The following is a 14800-nucleotide window of genomic DNA, read 5'->3' as shown; positions in this document are numbered from 1 at the left end:
GGGCACGCGGCCCACGCCGCGGTGAAGGCCGGTCTCGCGCACGCGACCGGGACGACGAGGAGCGGCACGACGCACGCGCCCGCAGTCCACCCCGGCCACGCGCAGCACGGGGCCGCGCGAACCGGGGCCGCGCAAGCCACGGGCACGACGCCGGCCGACGGCTCCGTGATGCCGCCGTGGTCCGAGAGTGTGACTGCGGGGTACCCGGCCCCGTCGAGCGACCGCGATTTCTCAGTGATCGACAGCGGCCAATACCCGCGGGGGGGACAGCGGGGACAGATAGAGAGTCTTCGGCGGGGGGCCTCAAAGGTGGCGGCGCGACGCCTTGAACCCTGCTCCGGCCCCGCCGACGCGCCACGTACCGGAGCGAGGACGCCCATGGGAGCGGGCCGTGCCCCACAAGCCGGCGGCGCGCGGGGAACGCGTGGCCGGCACGCGGCCAGCTTAAGCGGAGGACCCTGATATGGACGCCGTGCAGGACCCCAGTCTTCAGCGGGAGTGCGTGGCGTGCCGCCGCGCGTTCGTGCTCTCCGCGCGTGAGGCCGCGTGGTACCGCAGCCAGCGAGACGCCGACGGCCGGTCGTGGTCGCTACCGGGGCGGTGTCTTAGGTGCCGGCGTCGGCGCCGTGCGCGAGCGGCCCAAGCCCTAAAGCGGGACCCGTCACCGCACGCCCTTTAAATCCAACTCCACTCGGCACTCGGTGCACTTGCTGAGATAATCATGGCCCACGATCCGGTCGTAGATAACGACGATTTCCCGGCCAGGCTTGAGCACATCCAAGGGGAATACAGCGTTAATGCTCTTCCCGTTCAGGGAGGCGCCCATCAGGTTTTTGTACTCTTCCGACACTTCCGATGTCTTGGCAGGGTGTATGGCCATGCTGACATCTTTCGCGCCCTTCGGCATGATGAGAACTGCCTCTACGTTACCGACCCCGGGAGGCAGAGGCGAACTCACAGCTACGGACCCGGCGAAGACCTCCAGTTGTGGCACAGTCATATCGGGTGTCACGTCCGCTTCGCTGAAGGGCTTGTAAAGCGCCTTCGCGTGCTGCGCCGCCGAGGCCACGCGCGAGAAGGGCGTGGTGAAGAAGCCCACAACGATGCCCTTTGTCTTCAGGAAGTGCATACCGGCCTTCTTGTCGGCCTGTCCCGCGGCGATGGCCTCGGCGATCGTAGCCGGGGTCATCTCCGTGACGATCTGGGCACCCGCTGGGGCAGCCGAAAGGGCTGCTACGACCACCACCGCAATACGATTCCTCCGCATCACACACCTCGCTTGGGGGGAGCCACCGGGACGGTACTGCGGGGCGCGCATACACGCAAGAGCCAGACCGACCCCCGCGCTTCCCCGCCCCGGATCTCCCGCCCCGGCCGGCAGCGCTCCCGCCCGGAGCCGCCGCGCTCCGGGGCCGGCCCAGCCCCCGGCCCAGCCGGCGGGAGCGCGTCGTCCCTGCGGGCGTATAGGCCGCTCGGTTGCGATTGCCCCCGGGCCAGCCGATGATCTCTGGATGCGCACTCACAAGCTCACCGCGGTAGATGGGAGCACGGTGGTTCTCCTCGAACCGGAGGACGACGCCGACGCGGCAGCGCTCGAAGCGGACGACCGCGTGGATAAAGCTGTCCTCTTTTCGGATCACCGTCTGCGCGAAGGGCAGGAGCTTGTGCTCCTTTCCTGACCACGAGCCTGGGTCCTAAAGCTCCTCCTTCATCTCACTTTGGAGTGCACCGAATCCCTGTGGCCTCGAACTGTGCGAGGCACCGCGTGAGATAAGGCTCGTCGAACTTCGCTCCAGATATCGGTGCCAGCTCCGTGCCGACGGTCGTGAGGGGTATTACCGACACTCTCTGTGCTCCGCCCGTGCCGGGTTCTATCGTCGCCTCGAACGTGCGGTCCTGGTACGCGAAGAGGTTGGGCTTGTGGTCGTCTAGTCGCGCGTGCATGAGTACTATCGATTCGAAGGTCACGAGGCCAACGGAGGCAAGATGGGTCAGATGAGCGAATTCGATTCCAGCCGCCTCCAGTACGGCTCTAGTGTGGTCTGGCTGAACGTGAAAGCCGAAGCCATTGATCGTCCAGACATACGAACAGAATTCCGTAAACAAGTCCGCGTCTCCCTGGGAGAGCAGACCAACAGCGGCCAGCGTGCGACGTGAAAACGTCCCGGGCTGCGACACCTCCCCTGCGAGGATCTTCGACCACAGGATTCGCATCTTCGCATCGCTAACGTCCTGCGCGTAGTCAAAGAATGCGGCTGTCCAATCGGGGTCGACCTTCTCGCCGGACACGTGCTCGGGGAGAAGTAGTGGCACCGCTCCTCCGACAATAGCCTCGACGTTCTGCTGCTGCCGAATCTTCCTCTGTTGTTCGCGCTTCTCGGCGCGGGCAAGAAGCTTGGCCCCGGTGTTGTCTTTTATGAGCGCGGCCTCCGCTTCGGCGCGAGCGACGCGGACGATGCGCTGTGGTTCGAAGTGGGCTCCTATCGTCTCAATTAGTTTATCGAGGCCGACATCGACCTTGATGTCCACGTTCAGTGCCTTTCTGTTTTCTTCGTCGCCCAATCGGTACCCCAAGAGCCTGTCGCCGGATGTATCCGGCCGTTGTTGGCGAAGGTAGCACGGAAGGGTGGCGAGAAGGGTCCGACAGGGGGTCCGCGTGCCCCTAGCCGACCATCGGTCCCATGACGAGCCCCATGACGAGCCCCATGACGAGGGGCTAACTTTCGACACGATTCCATGACGTTCCATGACGAGCCAATCGAATGTCCTGTGTGCACGGCTCAGATTTGACCCAAGCTGGAGCCGTGGTCGTTCTTTCGGTTGGTTTTCGGCCGGGCGTTCGTCCTTTGTACGGCCGCCCTGGCCACATTGGAGGAGACGCTCACAATGACAGAGATGAAGACGCAACACACTCCGGAACACGAACCGGGATGCGAGCAGGAGGGCATCTGTGACGATTGCCGCCGCGCTGAGATAGCGACGGCCGGGAAGGAGGAAACCAAGGCCACCCTGGAGCTGTGGGATCGCCTGAGCGAAGGAGGCTTCGACGTGGAGTTGCTTTGGGAGAATCTCGAGGACAACTACGAGCCAGGGATCGACTGCGCCGAGTGGCTCCGCGCCGCGCTAGAGGACTCTTGCGGGGACGCAGTGTCGGCATTGCGAGGCGTCTGCGCGAGGTGCGGGGTGGATCACGCCGAGCTCTCGCTGGTGGTGGCGCTGGGGGCGCTCGAAAAGGAGGCAGCCAAGGGATAGACGACCGCGGCCGGGTGGGTGGCGAGCGGACCCGCTGCCCGCCCGCCGGGCACTAACGATTCTCTAACGCTCCCGGGCAAATCGGGCCTCTTCCAGCCCACCCCAGCCCAACATATAGCGCTCGATTCGCCTGGAAATGCGCTGGATTCCCTGTGTTCGGGCGCGCGTGCGCCAAACTGCAAAACCTCTATTCTCCGGTTCAAATCCGGACGCCGCCTCCAACGCAGTCACTTCGGACACCGCGACTTCCGCTGGCTCCTCCGAGGCACCGCTCGCTCCCGACTCTGACGCGACTTACGGATTCTGCTCGGTGATACGCGGCCAGTTTGTCCGCCGCCTCGCGGAGCATCGCCTCGTAGGTGATCTCGTACCGCCGGAGATGCTCTCGGGCTCGTGCCCGACCATCGCCATGGCCGCGGAGCGCGGGACGCGGCACGTTCGAGGTCGCGGACCTCGGTGGGTCTGAGGTGATCGGGGATGCGACCCCGTAGGCCGGCCCGGCCGTCCTCGCGGCGTTCCAGACCCCCTGGATACTGCGGATAGGCTCACCGCCTTTCGAGGACATCTGGGACGATGCGCTCCGTCTCTCGATGGAGCTCTTCGTTACCCGGTCGCTGGAGCTCGAGGATTCCACGAGGGTCGGGCGTGACCGGCCACATCCGGTTTCGCTGCCGGAGGAGCGCCACGCCCGGTCGGTACGGAGCAGCGAGACCGTGCTCCTGGTCGAAGACGATGAGGCGCTACGCGGGTTGCTGTCGGAGACCCTCGAGGGCAACGGATACACCGTGCTCGCCGCCCGCAACGGGGCGGAGGCCCTCCTAGTTGCGGACGCCCACGCCGGGACCATCCACCTGATCGTGACCGACCTCATCATGCCGGGAATGACCGGACACCACCCAGCCGAAGAGATCGCATCAACGAGGCCGGAGGCGAAGGTGTTGTACATCTCCGGCTACAGCAACGAGGCCGTGACGAGTCGGGGGGGCCTGAGCCGCGGGTCGGCGTTCCCCGGCAGGCCGTTTACTCCCGAAGGCCTCCTCGGCAAGGCCCGTGAGCTGCTGGACAGCCCGAAGGTATAGACTCCCTCTAACCATGGCGCATCCAGGCGGGCCCGGGGGGGTGAGGGCGGCGCTGTCGCTCCTCGTGGCCGCGGCCTCGGTGGGGCCAGCAACGGCGCTCGATCCGGGGAGATCGCCCACCCAATATGTGATGCGCGCCTGGGCCAAGCGCGACGGGCTCCCCAGCGCCTGGGTCTCGGCCGTTCTTGCGTCCCGCACGGGTTACATCTGGCTCGCCACGCCCGATGGACTGGTGCGGTTCGACGGCGCCCATTTCGCGGTCTTCAATCGCGCAAACGCCCCGGGCTTGCCGTCGGACGGAATACGCGCGCTTCTCGAGGGGCGCGATGGGAGGCTGTGGATCGCTACTTCACGCGGCCTCGCCGTCGGCGACGCTCGCGGCCGCGGACCCTTTGAGCGGGTGACGGCCCTGCACGACCTGCCGATCGGATCCATGGACGAGGACGGCGACGGGGTCTTCTGGGCGACGACGGCTGAGGGTGTCTGGCGTCTAGAGAACGGCCACGCGACGCTCCGCGCGGCGCCGGGCCAGCACGGCGAGAGCTATCGCGCGCTGCGCGGGGATCCCTCCGGCGGGTTCTGGCTGGCCTCCGCTCACGGCCTGGCACGGGTCGACCGTACGGGGACCACGTCGAGCTTCACCGTGCGCGACGGCCTGCCCTCAGACGACGTGTTGTCGGTCCTCGTGGACCGCGGCGGCGACGTCTGGGTCGGTACGGGGAAAGGGATGGCCCGGCGCTCAAAGGCGGGCGCGTTCGAGACAGTGCCGGCCGCCGGCAGCCGGATCGTGATGGCCCTCGAGCAGGACCGCGACGGCAACGTCTGGGCCGCGACGCGTGATGGCCTCCTACGCGTCGCCGGCGGGCGCCCGGAGCTGATGGGGCGCGCGGAGGGCCTGCCGGACGAGCACACGCGCGCCCTCGCCGAGGATGCCGACGGCAACCTGTGGATCGGTACGGAGGCGGGCGGCCTGGTTCGACTGCGAAACGGTCGGGCAGCGGTCTACGGGCGGGCCCAGGGACTCACCCACGACGTTATCTGGACTGTGACCGAAGGCCGCGACGGCTCGATCTGGGTCGGGACCGATGGCGGTGGCCTGAATCGCCTGCGCAGCGGAAGCGCGAGCCTGGCGACGGTCGAACCCGCCCTTGCCCACGAGAACGTGTTTGCTCTGCTCGAAGACCGATCCGGACGGGTGTGGTTCTCCACCGAGTCGCACGGGCTTTGCCACCTCACGGCGGAGCGCAGCCGTTGCGTCAACGTGAGCGGCGACGAGGACCTGGTGCGCTGCATCTTTGAGGACAACCAGGGCCGCATCTGGGTTGGCACGTCAGGGGCGCTCTTTCGCGTCGTCGATGACGCGCTGCAGGGTGTCGCGACCGAAGACGGCAAGCGGATCGCCGTCAAGGCGCTGGCGCAGGGTCCGGACGGCGTGATCTGGGTGGGCACATCGTCGGGACTGGCCCGCGTCGAGGGAGGAGTCGTCCGCCGCGTGCTGATCGATGGCAAGCCGCACGCCGAAGACGTCGACGCGCTACTCACTGATCCGAACGGTACCGTCTGGATCGGTACCATCCATGCAGGCCTTCAACGTCTTCGGGCTGGTCGGCTCGCCGGCGTCACCTCGACCCAGGGTCTCCCCAGCGACACGGTGCTCTCGGTGCTCGACGACGGCATCGGACGGCTGTGGATGTCGTCCGGGGAAGGCATCTTTGGCGTGGCCCGCGCCGAGCTCGCAGCGGCGGCCGAAGGGGGCGCGGGGCCTCTGCATCCGGTCAGGATCACCGAGGCTGAGGGACTCCGCGACCGGGAATGCAGCGGAGGCGTTCAGCCGTCGGCGTGGCGGGGCCGGGACGGGCGGCTGTGGTTTCCCACGATCGCCGGCGTGGCGGTCGTGGACCCGCGACGAATTGGCCTGAACACCCGGCCGGCGCCTGTCCTGATCGAGGGGATCGTGGCGGACGGGCAGAGTCTCGAACCCGGTGCCCGCCTCGATCTACCCGCGGGCACCCACCACCTGGAGATTCACTACACCGCGCCGAGCTTCGCGGCCCCCGAGCGCGTGCAGTTCGAGCACCGGCTCGCGGGCCTCGAGTCTGCGTTCTTTCGAGCCGGGTCAGATCGGGTTGCGCACTACTCGCTCCTGGGGCCCGGCCGCTACCGGTTCACGGTCCGAGCCGCCAACGAGGATGGGGTGTGGGCCACGGACACGGCCGCCCTGGACTTCTCGGTGCGACCGTACTTTTGGCAGACCCTGTGGTTCTACACGCTCTGCGCCGGCGCCGTCGTGCTCGCAGCCTGGACGACGTTCGAGCTTCGGGTGCGGGCGCTGCGCGCTCGAGAGCAGGAGCTGCAGCGCCGCGTTTCCGAGGAGCTGGCCCAGGTCAAGGTGCTGCGCGGGCTGCTGCCCACCTGCGCCTGGTGTAAGAAGGTGCGCGATGACGCCGGCTACTGGAATGAGATCGAGGCCTACATCGCCGACCACTCGGAGGCGGAGTTCTCTCACGGCATATGTCCCGCGTGCAAGGAGCGCTTCAACGCGGGGTCAATCTAATTCCCAGCGCTCGCGTGCCGTTGACGTCCCTTTCTGGCCAGGACGCCTCTGGAGGCCGAGCTAAGCTCGGGACATCATGGGCCCGGACAAACCGGCCTACGGGTCGGCGGTGACCACGACTAGAGGCGGACAAACCCTGGCGTACTCAACGGAGGTGCCGCTTGCCCCAGCCTTGCCCCAGACCGAACGCGGCGGTTTGGAATGAGCGTCGGGCGGCGTACGCGGGGATGTTCGTAAGAGTTGGTGTTCCGCCGAGGGTCGAGTCGGGTTGGTCGAACGCCGTCTACTTTGATCGGGGGCCCTCTCGTCTTCTGCAAAACTTCTATTCTCCGGTTCAGATCCGGACGCCACCTCCAACTCAGTCATTTCATACACAGCGACTTCCGCTGTCTCCTCCGAGGCCCCACCCGCTCCTGACTCTGACGCGACTTTGCCGCATTCCTCTCGGTGATACGCGGCTGCCTCATTAGCGCGCGAGTCGCGGGCGGCGCCCATAGCGTCCAATGTCGTCATGCCTCACGACGTCCATGAAGTGGATCGTGCTCCCTTCTACGCGAAACACTATCCGATCACCGCTGCTGATCCGACCCTCGAGGTAGTGCTTGTCGGGAAGGATCGGCTTCACATTGAGGCCGGGCGTGTCGGTTCCTTTGATCAGCGCCATGGCAACGCGATCACAAGAAGCCTGACGGTCGACAGCTAGCCGCGCGTAGCTGTCCCACCACTGTTCTGTCCAAATGGCGGACCGGACCGCGGGCCTGGGCGCCAAGCCGTTGTTTACCGGCGCGGCCCGCGGCGTCTGCGCTTGAGGCCGTCGAGAAGCGCCTGGGCCTCCCCGACGGTCCGGGTCTCTTTGGTTCGGCCTTCGGTAAGATCAGCCTCCGCCTTACGGATGCGGCCCTGCATCTCGGGATGGTGAAACCAGAGCTGGTCCCGCGGCACGAGGGCTGCCGGGACGAGCTCGTAGGTTCCCCGCTCGGTCTTTTCGAGGAGCACGAAGTCGCCTGGTCGAAGACCTAGCGATACGCGCACCTCCTCGGGCAGAGTCGCCCGCCCCTTCTGGTCGACGCTGAGATAAGAAATCGCACTCGCCATAACCCCTTCTCCCACAGTGGGAAAGTACCACGACGGTGATCCCATGGCAACCATGACCACTACCCCGACCCTTCGGGCGGGACGTAGCAAGGAAAGGATCGTCAAGCCGCGGCGTCTGACTTTTGACGCGACTCTGACCGAACGAACCAGAATCAACGCGAAACAGGGGTGAGATGGTCTGGCCGCTAGTGGTGCCTAAATCCTTTGCGTCGTCTGGCGTAGTGCCTGCGGGCGCGTCTTGGTCTGGTCCCTCATCCTGACCTGCAAAACCTCTATTCTTCGGTTCAAATCCGGACGCCGCCTCCAGCTTCATCCGTCTCTCTCACTACGTTACCGTCCGTTCTCGCCTAACCTGAAAGGCAGGGGGAGGCCCCGAGGAATTGGCGCATGTCCGCCTCCCTGTGGCGATCATGCCTAACCCTCGCCCATACCGTCGAGGCTGCATCGTCCTCGTTGACTTTGCCTCCACTTTGGCTAGCATTCGTTCCCGCGTCGACCCGAGGGCACAGGATGCGTGGGACGAGCCTGCGATCGTGCATGATCCTCCTCTTTGTGGCTTTTGCGCTCTCACCTGCCCGCGGTCAAACACTCAGAACTCAACTCACCGAAGCCATCGAAGGCACTCAACCCTGTGGTGGAAACACCGGTATTCGGGTTTTCACGAAGGACGAGCGCCGCGCCGTGGTGGTGGCGGCCGAGGTCACCGGCGGGGTTGTTGAGGGCACCATCACGGTGTTCGTGAAGCTAACAAATACCATCTCCTCCGCGCCGCTCCCATTTACAGCGGACATCGGTGAAGGGGCACCGGTCGACCTCGTACGGCTACGACCAAGCAACCCGCTTCGGGAATGGTTCTTCTCCACTCGGTACCGGTGGCTGCCCGGCCGGCGGGGCGGAGTTCACGACGAGAGCCATGTCTATGCATTGCCGTACGATCCCGACCAAGCGGTCGTCGTAATCCAGGGTCGTCTAGGGCCCTTCAGCCACGGGCCCGGGTCCGAGACGGAGAATGCGATCGACTTTGGTCTCCCGGAAGGCTCTACGGTTAGGGCTGCACGGTCCGGGGTAGTAGTGGCTTTGCGTGATGACTTCGAGGCCGGCGGGGTGGACCCCAAGCTCAAACCGTGCGGCAACTATGTGATCATTCGCCACGCCGATGGGACTTACGGGAACTACTTACACTCCAAGCCTCATACGGTTCGCGTCAGGTTGCGAGAGTCGGTCGGGGTGGGGACAGCACTCGCACAGTCGGGCAACACGGGCTATTCCAGCACGCCACACCTTCACTTTGATGTCTTCCGCATTGTCGACACACCCGATGGCGCTCGGCGCGAGAGCCTTCCCGTGGCCTTCGACACAGCCGAGGGTGTCCTCTCGGACCTAGTGGTTGGGCATTCCTACGTACGCCCGTAAGGGCCCGATCCCCAAGGCGGGGGAAGTCATGGTATCGGGCAACTCTGTCTCGGGGCTAGCGATCCTGGGCTACCAAACGTTTGTCCTGGAGGCCACCGTGAACAGCTCGAGCCTCGGGGGCGAGGTGCGGATCAGCGGAGGTCCTCCGGGGAACGTGTGGACGTCGGGTATCTCCACCATCATGGGGAGGAGGACCCAATAGCTCCGGCGCTTCCGTCGCCCTCGGCTCCCGGCAAACAGCACGTGCGTGCGAGAAACCTCTTCTGCGGGGCAGGTCTGGGCGCGCACGTCTGACGTCACGGATTGGCCCCAGAGACATGCGGACGCAAGGCCAACGCCTTTGGAAGCCCCGACCTCCCAAAGACCCAGCGGTCACCGCGGCTTGGCGCCGATCGCCGTGACCCATGGGCAAGCCCATCGGGAAGGGGCAAGAAGAGGAATCTCGGTACCTAGGCAGGGAAGCGGCCCAACGCTCTGGTGACTGATAGAGAGCACTTTATTCTCCTCGCCTACGGCGGCACGCTTCCTGCTTGTGGGAGGTCCAGGAGAGAGGCTGAGGCGGGAGGGAGGCTCACTCTGGTGGAAAGCTCGCAGAAGCAACCTGTCGTCATCGATGCTCACGTGGGCGAAGTCGAGTTTCGGCGGGCCCTCGCAGAGGCCCTGACCCGAGCCGTAGCGGATCTACCCGGTGGTCCTTGGCGGATTCGTCTCGGCCCGGCCCCGCTCGGGCCGGAAGGGCACGCGCCGCCCTTTCGGCATTGGTGGTGGAGCCTCAGATTGACGGGGGCCGACGGAAGGCCCCACGCGCTCGTTGTGGGACCGCAAAACCAAAACCCGCCTTACCTCGAAGATCTGGTGCGCAATGCGATCTAGGACGAGCGGTGCGCGGCGCCGTTTCCGCTGCTGCCGGATACGTCGATATCGGCGAAGATCTGCCTGTCGACCGGTTGCGGCTGCGACCAACCAACCCTTCGAGAGAGTGGTTAGGGTGGCGGAGGGTGGCTCCTCCCCCGGGCTCCTGGGCCTGCTAGGGTTGCTGCGGGAGGGCGCCGAGCTTCTTCTGGACCGATGCGATCAGCGGCTCCGAGCGTTGCCCCGGCGGCAAAGCCCGCGCGGCGCCTAGCGCTTTCGTGAGTGTCGCCCGCGCTCCTCCCGCGTCCCCGCGCGCGAGCAGGATGTCGGACCGGGTGAGCAGAATCCGGATGCTCCGCGGGCCGTAGGCCTTGGCGAGAGCGCGGTCCGTCGCCGCCAAGGCCTCATCCCACTGTTTCAGCTCCCGGAAGGCCACGCCCAGCCGGGCGGGTGGGTTGTAGTCCTGGGGGAAATCGCGCTCCGAGGCCTCGAGCATGGGAATGGCGCGCTGCGGCTCGCCGAGCTCGAGATAAGCCGACAACCTGTGCGCATCGAAGACCGTGCGAGCCTCGGGCGTCCCCGCCTTGGCCGCTTCTCCTTCCAGGAATGCCGCCCATTCGGCCGCGGTGGCCTTGGCACCCGCCTCGTCGTGCGCATCTTTCCGCGCCCGGACGAGGTCCCCGTAGAGGCTCGAGCGATCGTCGGCCGCGGCCAGGAGCTTCACGTCCGCGATCGCCTCCCGAGCGGCCTTCTCGAAGAAGGCGACGCTGTCCGGGCGGCCGGCCTCTGCCTTGGGCAGATCCAGGGCGCACTCCAGGCCCCTCCCCCCCACGCTGAGGGCGGAGGCCGTCCCCCGCAGCCTCGGCAGCGCCTCCCGCGCGATCTGAAGCGATGTGGTGCAGTCGTAGGTGCTTGAGAGCGCGAAGAGCAGAGATTCGACCGCCCTCGAGTAGCGCGGCCAGTCCTTGGGCGCAGCCTTCAGCGCTTCTTCATAGGCCTTGGCGGCCTCCCCGAAGCTGCGCTGGCCGTAGAGGCGCTCGGCGCGGGCGAAGGCCGGTTCCGGCCCTCCCCCCGGTGCGCTGCCGAGGACGGCGAGACGTCCGTCCTCGAGGATTTTCTGCAGCTGGGTGACCGTCGCACCGCCCACCCAACGCAGGGCGACCCGTTCGTCCTTCGGGTCCAGGACCAGGAACGTGGGCCAGGCGTCGATGGGAAACCGCTGCTGAACCTTGGCGTTGATTTCCTTCTCGGTGTCGATCGAGAGCCAGACGAACCGTCCGGCCTGCTCTTTAAGGGACTCGTCTCCGAAGACGAATGCCCTCATCGAGCGGCAGGTGTGTCACCAGGGTGCCCAAACCTCGATGAACAGGGGAAGCTTCCGGGTCCGCGCCTCGGCCAGCCCTCTCGCGTAGTCGTCCTCAATGAAGGGAAGCGTGGTCTTGGGGGGCGGGGAGAGCGCAAGAACCAGAACGGCCATCGCGGTAACGCTCATGTTTGAACTATACCACCCGCCCGGCGCGCCGGCGCCGAGCGAGGGGCGTGCGCCTGAGCCCGGCGGCCGCGAAGCGATCGAGCGGGCGCTACCACGGAGCAAGGTCAACGTCCCGAGGGATCGCCTTGGGGAGCGGAGGAGGGTCCGTCATGGTTGCCACCATCGTCGTGAAGAGCTCAAGGGAAGAGCCGAGCGCGCCGAGAATCTTCGTCGCCGAGATCCTGCCCCCCTTCCAGCACGAGGCCGATCACTTCCGGGCGCGGTGAACATTCCCCCCGGCCAGATCCGGGAGCTCGCACCCAAGCTTCTCCCCGACAAAAAGCGCGGTAGGAGGTCGGCTCGTCCTCCCTTCCGCCGTCGGCAAGAGCCGAGGGAGAGAGGGGCCCCACCCGGCTAGCGGGCCGGGAGCGAGGAGCGTAGGGCCAGCGGCGTGCTCACGGCGGCTAGCCCCAGGGACATGCCGATGATGCCCGCCGCACCCGCGAAGGCGCAGCCGGGTGCGCCCACCAGGACCGCTATCACTCCTGCCGACACCAGGAAGGAACGGCGATCCGAGCCTTGCTGAGCGGCCCGGTGCCCCACGACCAGGCCGGCCAGGGCTCCCGCGGTGACGCAGATGGTCAGACAGACCTGCCAGCAGGTCAGGGCTGGGCCCAGGTGGCCCAGAGCGGCGGTGGAGATCGTGGCCCCCAGGGGCACCAGCCCCGCGCCGACACCGGGGCCGACGGCGCGCCCATAGGCCTGTCCCCGCCACCAAAGGCCAACCGCGGCCAGCATCAGCAACGAACCGGACACCCCGGACAACGCCAGGACCCGGCAGCTCCCGATCATGGCGGCCAGCACCGGGAGCAGCCAGGCCGTGAGCAGGAAGGCGCGGCCAAGCCGCCCTCGCTCGTACGCCCGCCGGGCCCGCCGTTCCAGGGCAAGGGTTTCAGCAGGTTCCATGCTTGGCTCCCCAGGCTGAGCGCAGCCGCCGGCGCGCTCGCTCCAGCCGTTTGCGAAAGGCCGCGGCCGTGAGTACCGGCGGGCGGCTCGGCGGTTCAGCCAAGGCGGCCACGATGGTTTCGATGTCGCTGGGGGCGAGAGAGGCGAGCACCTCCCGGGCCGCCTTTTGGAGATCCTCCTTCACGACCCGGGCTTCGGGCGACGGGACTCCAGCCGCGCGATCGGAGGCGGCGCTCAGCGGCTCCTCACGCTGCCGCCCCCGGCGTCGACGGAGGGTCCGGCACTCATAGGCGGCGATTCCCAGTAGCCAGGCGAGAGCATCTCGAGTCTGGTCGAACTGGCTGGCCCGCTCAAAAGAGCGGAGCAGCGCCTGCTGGGCCGCGTCCTCGGCATCGGCGCCATCCCGGAGCAGGGAATGGGCGAAGGTCCGGACCACCGGCCAGGCCAGGATGAAAACCGGATGGAACGCCGACCGATCGCCGTCCGCCAACTGGGTCATGGCCCGCTGGAGCTCTCGGCGCTGGGCGTCGTCCATCCGGGGCTCGGCTCAGCTCTCGTGGGCGGTGGGCCTCACTGGCCCTCGCACGGGCACGCGGGGCAGGAGCAGCAACAGGAAACGGCCGCCGTGCCCGCCCACACGGCCACGGGCGCCATCAGCGTCAAGACCAGCATCACGAGCGTGCTCCATCGGGACATGGAATTGGTCCTCCTGAGGCGCCGGCACGGCGCCCTCTCGGAGGTATAGGCTCCTCCGGGCCCGAGTGTGACATGTACCCCGCACCCTCGGCCACCGCAGGAGGCCTGCCCCCGCCGCGTCAGCAGCGCCACTGGGTTGCCTCGCGCCCGGGACGGGGCAGAGCCCAGGGCCTGTGGTAGCCTAGCCTCGGTTATGACCGACGAAAGGGTGTCTCTCCTGCGTCATACGGTGGCGACCCTGGCTTATCGGGGGGGCAAGGCGGTTCGGGGTGCCCCGCCGGACTTTGCCGCCTTCCGGGCATCCTCGAGCTCTCGCACGCCTGGACAGATCCTGGCCCACGTCGGCGACCTCCTGGACTGGGCGCTCCACCTCTCTCGGGGTGAGCGGGTCTGGAAGGACTCGGAACCGCTCCCCTGGAACGAGGAGATTAGTCGTTTTTTTGCCGCCCTCCGCGCTTTCGACGAGCGCCTGGCCTCGGCCGAGGCCCTGGGCGCGCCCCCGGAGAAGCTCTTCCAAGGGCCTATCGCCGACGCCCTCAGCCACGTGGGGCAGATCGCACTCCTCCGCCGCATGGCGGGAGCGCCCATCCGCGGGGAGAACTACTTCGCGGCCGAGATCGCTCCGGGGCGCGTAGGCGCGGACCAAGCCACCCCTCGGCGCGAGTTCGATTGAGACCAGGGGTGACGGGCGCGTGGCTTAGGAGACAAGCAGACGCACCCAGCCGCGCCTAAGGCCCGGCCGCTCTCCTGCCTTCAGTCCGTAGCGGAGTAGGAACGCGCGGGAACAGCCAACGCGTCCTGGGCGGCCAGCGAGGCCAAGAGGGCCCGGAAGGTCTGGGCGTGGTCCAGATCCAGGCGCTTGAAGTCCGACTTGGCGGAGGAGAAGTCGGCCCAGGAGGGAGCGGTCTCGGGGGAGCTCCTCAGGCGGTCCGTGGAGCGGCGCATGGCCCGCTGAACGAGGCGAAATCCGAAGCGCAACACTCCGAGGCGGAGCCGGAACCGCTCGGCGCTGGTGAACAGAAAATCGTGAAGGGCGGCCGCTAGCCCCACCCCCGTCGCCAGCCGTCGGAGCTGGAAGTCCGCCGGCCGGAGGGGGGGAAGAGGCACGATCGCCGCCGCCATCCGGCAGCAAACGCTCATGGCCCGGAGCCGCGACAGACGGTCCGGGGTGGCCTGCTCCACAACCGAGTACGCCAGCTCGAGAAGCCGAACCGCCTCCGCCATCTGCGCATCTTGGCGGGCCTTCATGGCTCCTTCGTGGGCGTGGTCCAGAAGAGCCGCGTCCAGATCCACTTGGAGGCAGAGCGCGTCGCTGGAGTGCCTCATGGCCGGGGTCAGGAGGAGTTCCCAACTCTTCAGCACCGTCGCCGCTCCGTGGCGGGGGTAGAGGGCGAGGCACAGGAGTCCGCCGACGAAGGGCAG

Annotated in this window: 16 protein-coding genes; 7 read left to right on the top strand and 9 right to left on the bottom strand. The window is 67.1% G+C overall.

The window, feature by feature from the left end; all coding sequences use genetic code 11:
- Nucleotides 1-661: 661 nt before the first annotated feature.
- Nucleotides 662-1267 (bottom strand): hypothetical protein, encoded by a 606-nt coding sequence (locus tag VN461_12480; protein HXB55597.1) that lies wholly within the window; start codon nt 1265-1267, stop codon nt 662-664.
- A gap of 244 nt (nt 1268-1511) precedes the next feature.
- On the opposite strand from VN461_12480, the gene VN461_12475 reads away from it, so the two are divergent.
- A complete protein-coding gene (locus VN461_12475) occupies nt 1512-1679 on the top strand; it encodes a hypothetical protein (protein ID HXB55596.1) in 168 nt (55 codons plus the stop codon).
- A 34-nt stretch (nt 1680-1713) separates the two neighbouring features.
- On the opposite strand, the gene VN461_12470 is transcribed toward VN461_12475, so the two are convergent.
- Complete coding sequence (locus VN461_12470; GenBank protein ID HXB55595.1) at nt 1714-2562, bottom strand: DUF2806 domain-containing protein; 849 nt, start codon at nt 2560-2562, stop codon at nt 1714-1716.
- A 324-nt stretch (nt 2563-2886) separates the two neighbouring features.
- Between VN461_12470 and VN461_12465 the strand changes: the two genes are divergently transcribed.
- The 3 genes from VN461_12465 (at nt 2887) to VN461_12455 (ending at nt 6885) form a co-directional block, all read left to right on the top strand.
- Nucleotides 2887-3252 (top strand): hypothetical protein, encoded by a 366-nt coding sequence (locus tag VN461_12465; protein HXB55594.1) that lies wholly within the window; start codon nt 2887-2889, stop codon nt 3250-3252.
- Between the two features lie 590 nt (nt 3253-3842).
- Nucleotides 3843-4331: a response regulator gene (locus VN461_12460; protein HXB55593.1), complete on the top strand. Its 489-nt coding sequence runs from the start codon at nt 3843-3845 to the stop codon at nt 4329-4331.
- A gap of 40 nt (nt 4332-4371) precedes the next feature.
- A complete protein-coding gene (locus tag VN461_12455; protein HXB55592.1) occupies nt 4372-6885 on the top strand; it encodes a two-component regulator propeller domain-containing protein in 2514 nt (837 codons plus the stop codon).
- 466 nt (nt 6886-7351) lie between these two features.
- Here the strand turns inward: VN461_12455 and VN461_12450 are convergent, their stop codons facing one another.
- Together VN461_12450 and VN461_12445 are read right to left on the bottom strand one after the other, a co-directional pair.
- On the bottom strand, nt 7352-7549 hold the full coding sequence (locus VN461_12450) for a hypothetical protein (GenBank protein ID HXB55591.1): 198 nt from the start codon (nt 7547-7549) through the stop codon (nt 7352-7354).
- A 113-nt stretch (nt 7550-7662) separates the two neighbouring features.
- The gene (locus VN461_12445; GenBank protein HXB55590.1) at nt 7663-7980 is read right to left on the bottom strand and encodes an AbrB/MazE/SpoVT family DNA-binding domain-containing protein; all 318 of its coding nucleotides are present in this window, start codon (nt 7978-7980) and stop codon (nt 7663-7665) included.
- Nucleotides 7981-8517: 537 nt separating this feature from the next.
- Between VN461_12445 and VN461_12440 the strand changes: the two genes are divergently transcribed.
- Nucleotides 8518-9393 (top strand): M23 family metallopeptidase, encoded by an 876-nt coding sequence (locus tag VN461_12440; protein HXB55589.1) that lies wholly within the window; start codon nt 8518-8520, stop codon nt 9391-9393.
- A gap of 28 nt (nt 9394-9421) precedes the next feature.
- Nucleotides 9422-9595 carry a hypothetical protein gene (locus tag VN461_12435; protein HXB55588.1) on the top strand — a complete coding sequence of 58 codons (174 nt, stop codon included), beginning with the start codon at nt 9422-9424 and terminating at the stop codon, nt 9593-9595.
- Nucleotides 9596-10420: 825 nt separating this feature from the next.
- Here VN461_12435 and VN461_12430 read toward each other — a convergent pair.
- The 4 genes from VN461_12430 to VN461_12415 form a co-directional block, all read right to left on the bottom strand.
- Nucleotides 10421-11569 carry a hypothetical protein gene (locus VN461_12430; GenBank protein HXB55587.1) on the bottom strand — a complete coding sequence of 383 codons (1149 nt, stop codon included), beginning with the start codon at nt 11567-11569 and terminating at the stop codon, nt 10421-10423.
- Between the two features lie 15 nt (nt 11570-11584).
- Nucleotides 11585-11737, bottom strand: coding sequence for a hypothetical protein (locus VN461_12425; GenBank protein HXB55586.1), 153 nt, complete (start codon nt 11735-11737; stop codon nt 11585-11587).
- Nucleotides 11738-12130: 393 nt separating this feature from the next.
- On the bottom strand, nt 12131-12682 hold the full coding sequence (locus tag VN461_12420) for a hypothetical protein (GenBank protein HXB55585.1): 552 nt from the start codon (nt 12680-12682) through the stop codon (nt 12131-12133).
- Nucleotides 12669-13217 carry a sigma factor gene (locus VN461_12415; GenBank protein ID HXB55584.1) on the bottom strand — a complete coding sequence of 183 codons (549 nt, stop codon included), beginning with the start codon at nt 13215-13217 and terminating at the stop codon, nt 12669-12671. Before VN461_12415 ends, VN461_12420 begins: the two co-directional genes overlap by 14 nt.
- A gap of 354 nt (nt 13218-13571) precedes the next feature.
- Here VN461_12415 and VN461_12410 point away from each other — a divergent pair, with 354 nt between their 5' ends.
- The gene (locus VN461_12410) at nt 13572-14051 is read left to right on the top strand and encodes a hypothetical protein (protein ID HXB55583.1); all 480 of its coding nucleotides are present in this window, start codon (nt 13572-13574) and stop codon (nt 14049-14051) included.
- Between the two features lie 80 nt (nt 14052-14131).
- Here the strand turns inward: VN461_12410 and VN461_12405 are convergent.
- Nucleotides 14132-14800 (bottom strand): hypothetical protein (locus tag VN461_12405; protein HXB55582.1); only part of this gene is annotated, 669 nt, incomplete at its 5' end.

The organism is Vicinamibacteria bacterium (assembly GCA_035570235.1).
In the GTDB taxonomy this organism is placed as follows: domain Bacteria; phylum Acidobacteriota; class Vicinamibacteria; order Fen-336; family Fen-336; genus DATMML01.
This window is presented reverse-complemented; position numbering and strand designations above follow the sequence as displayed.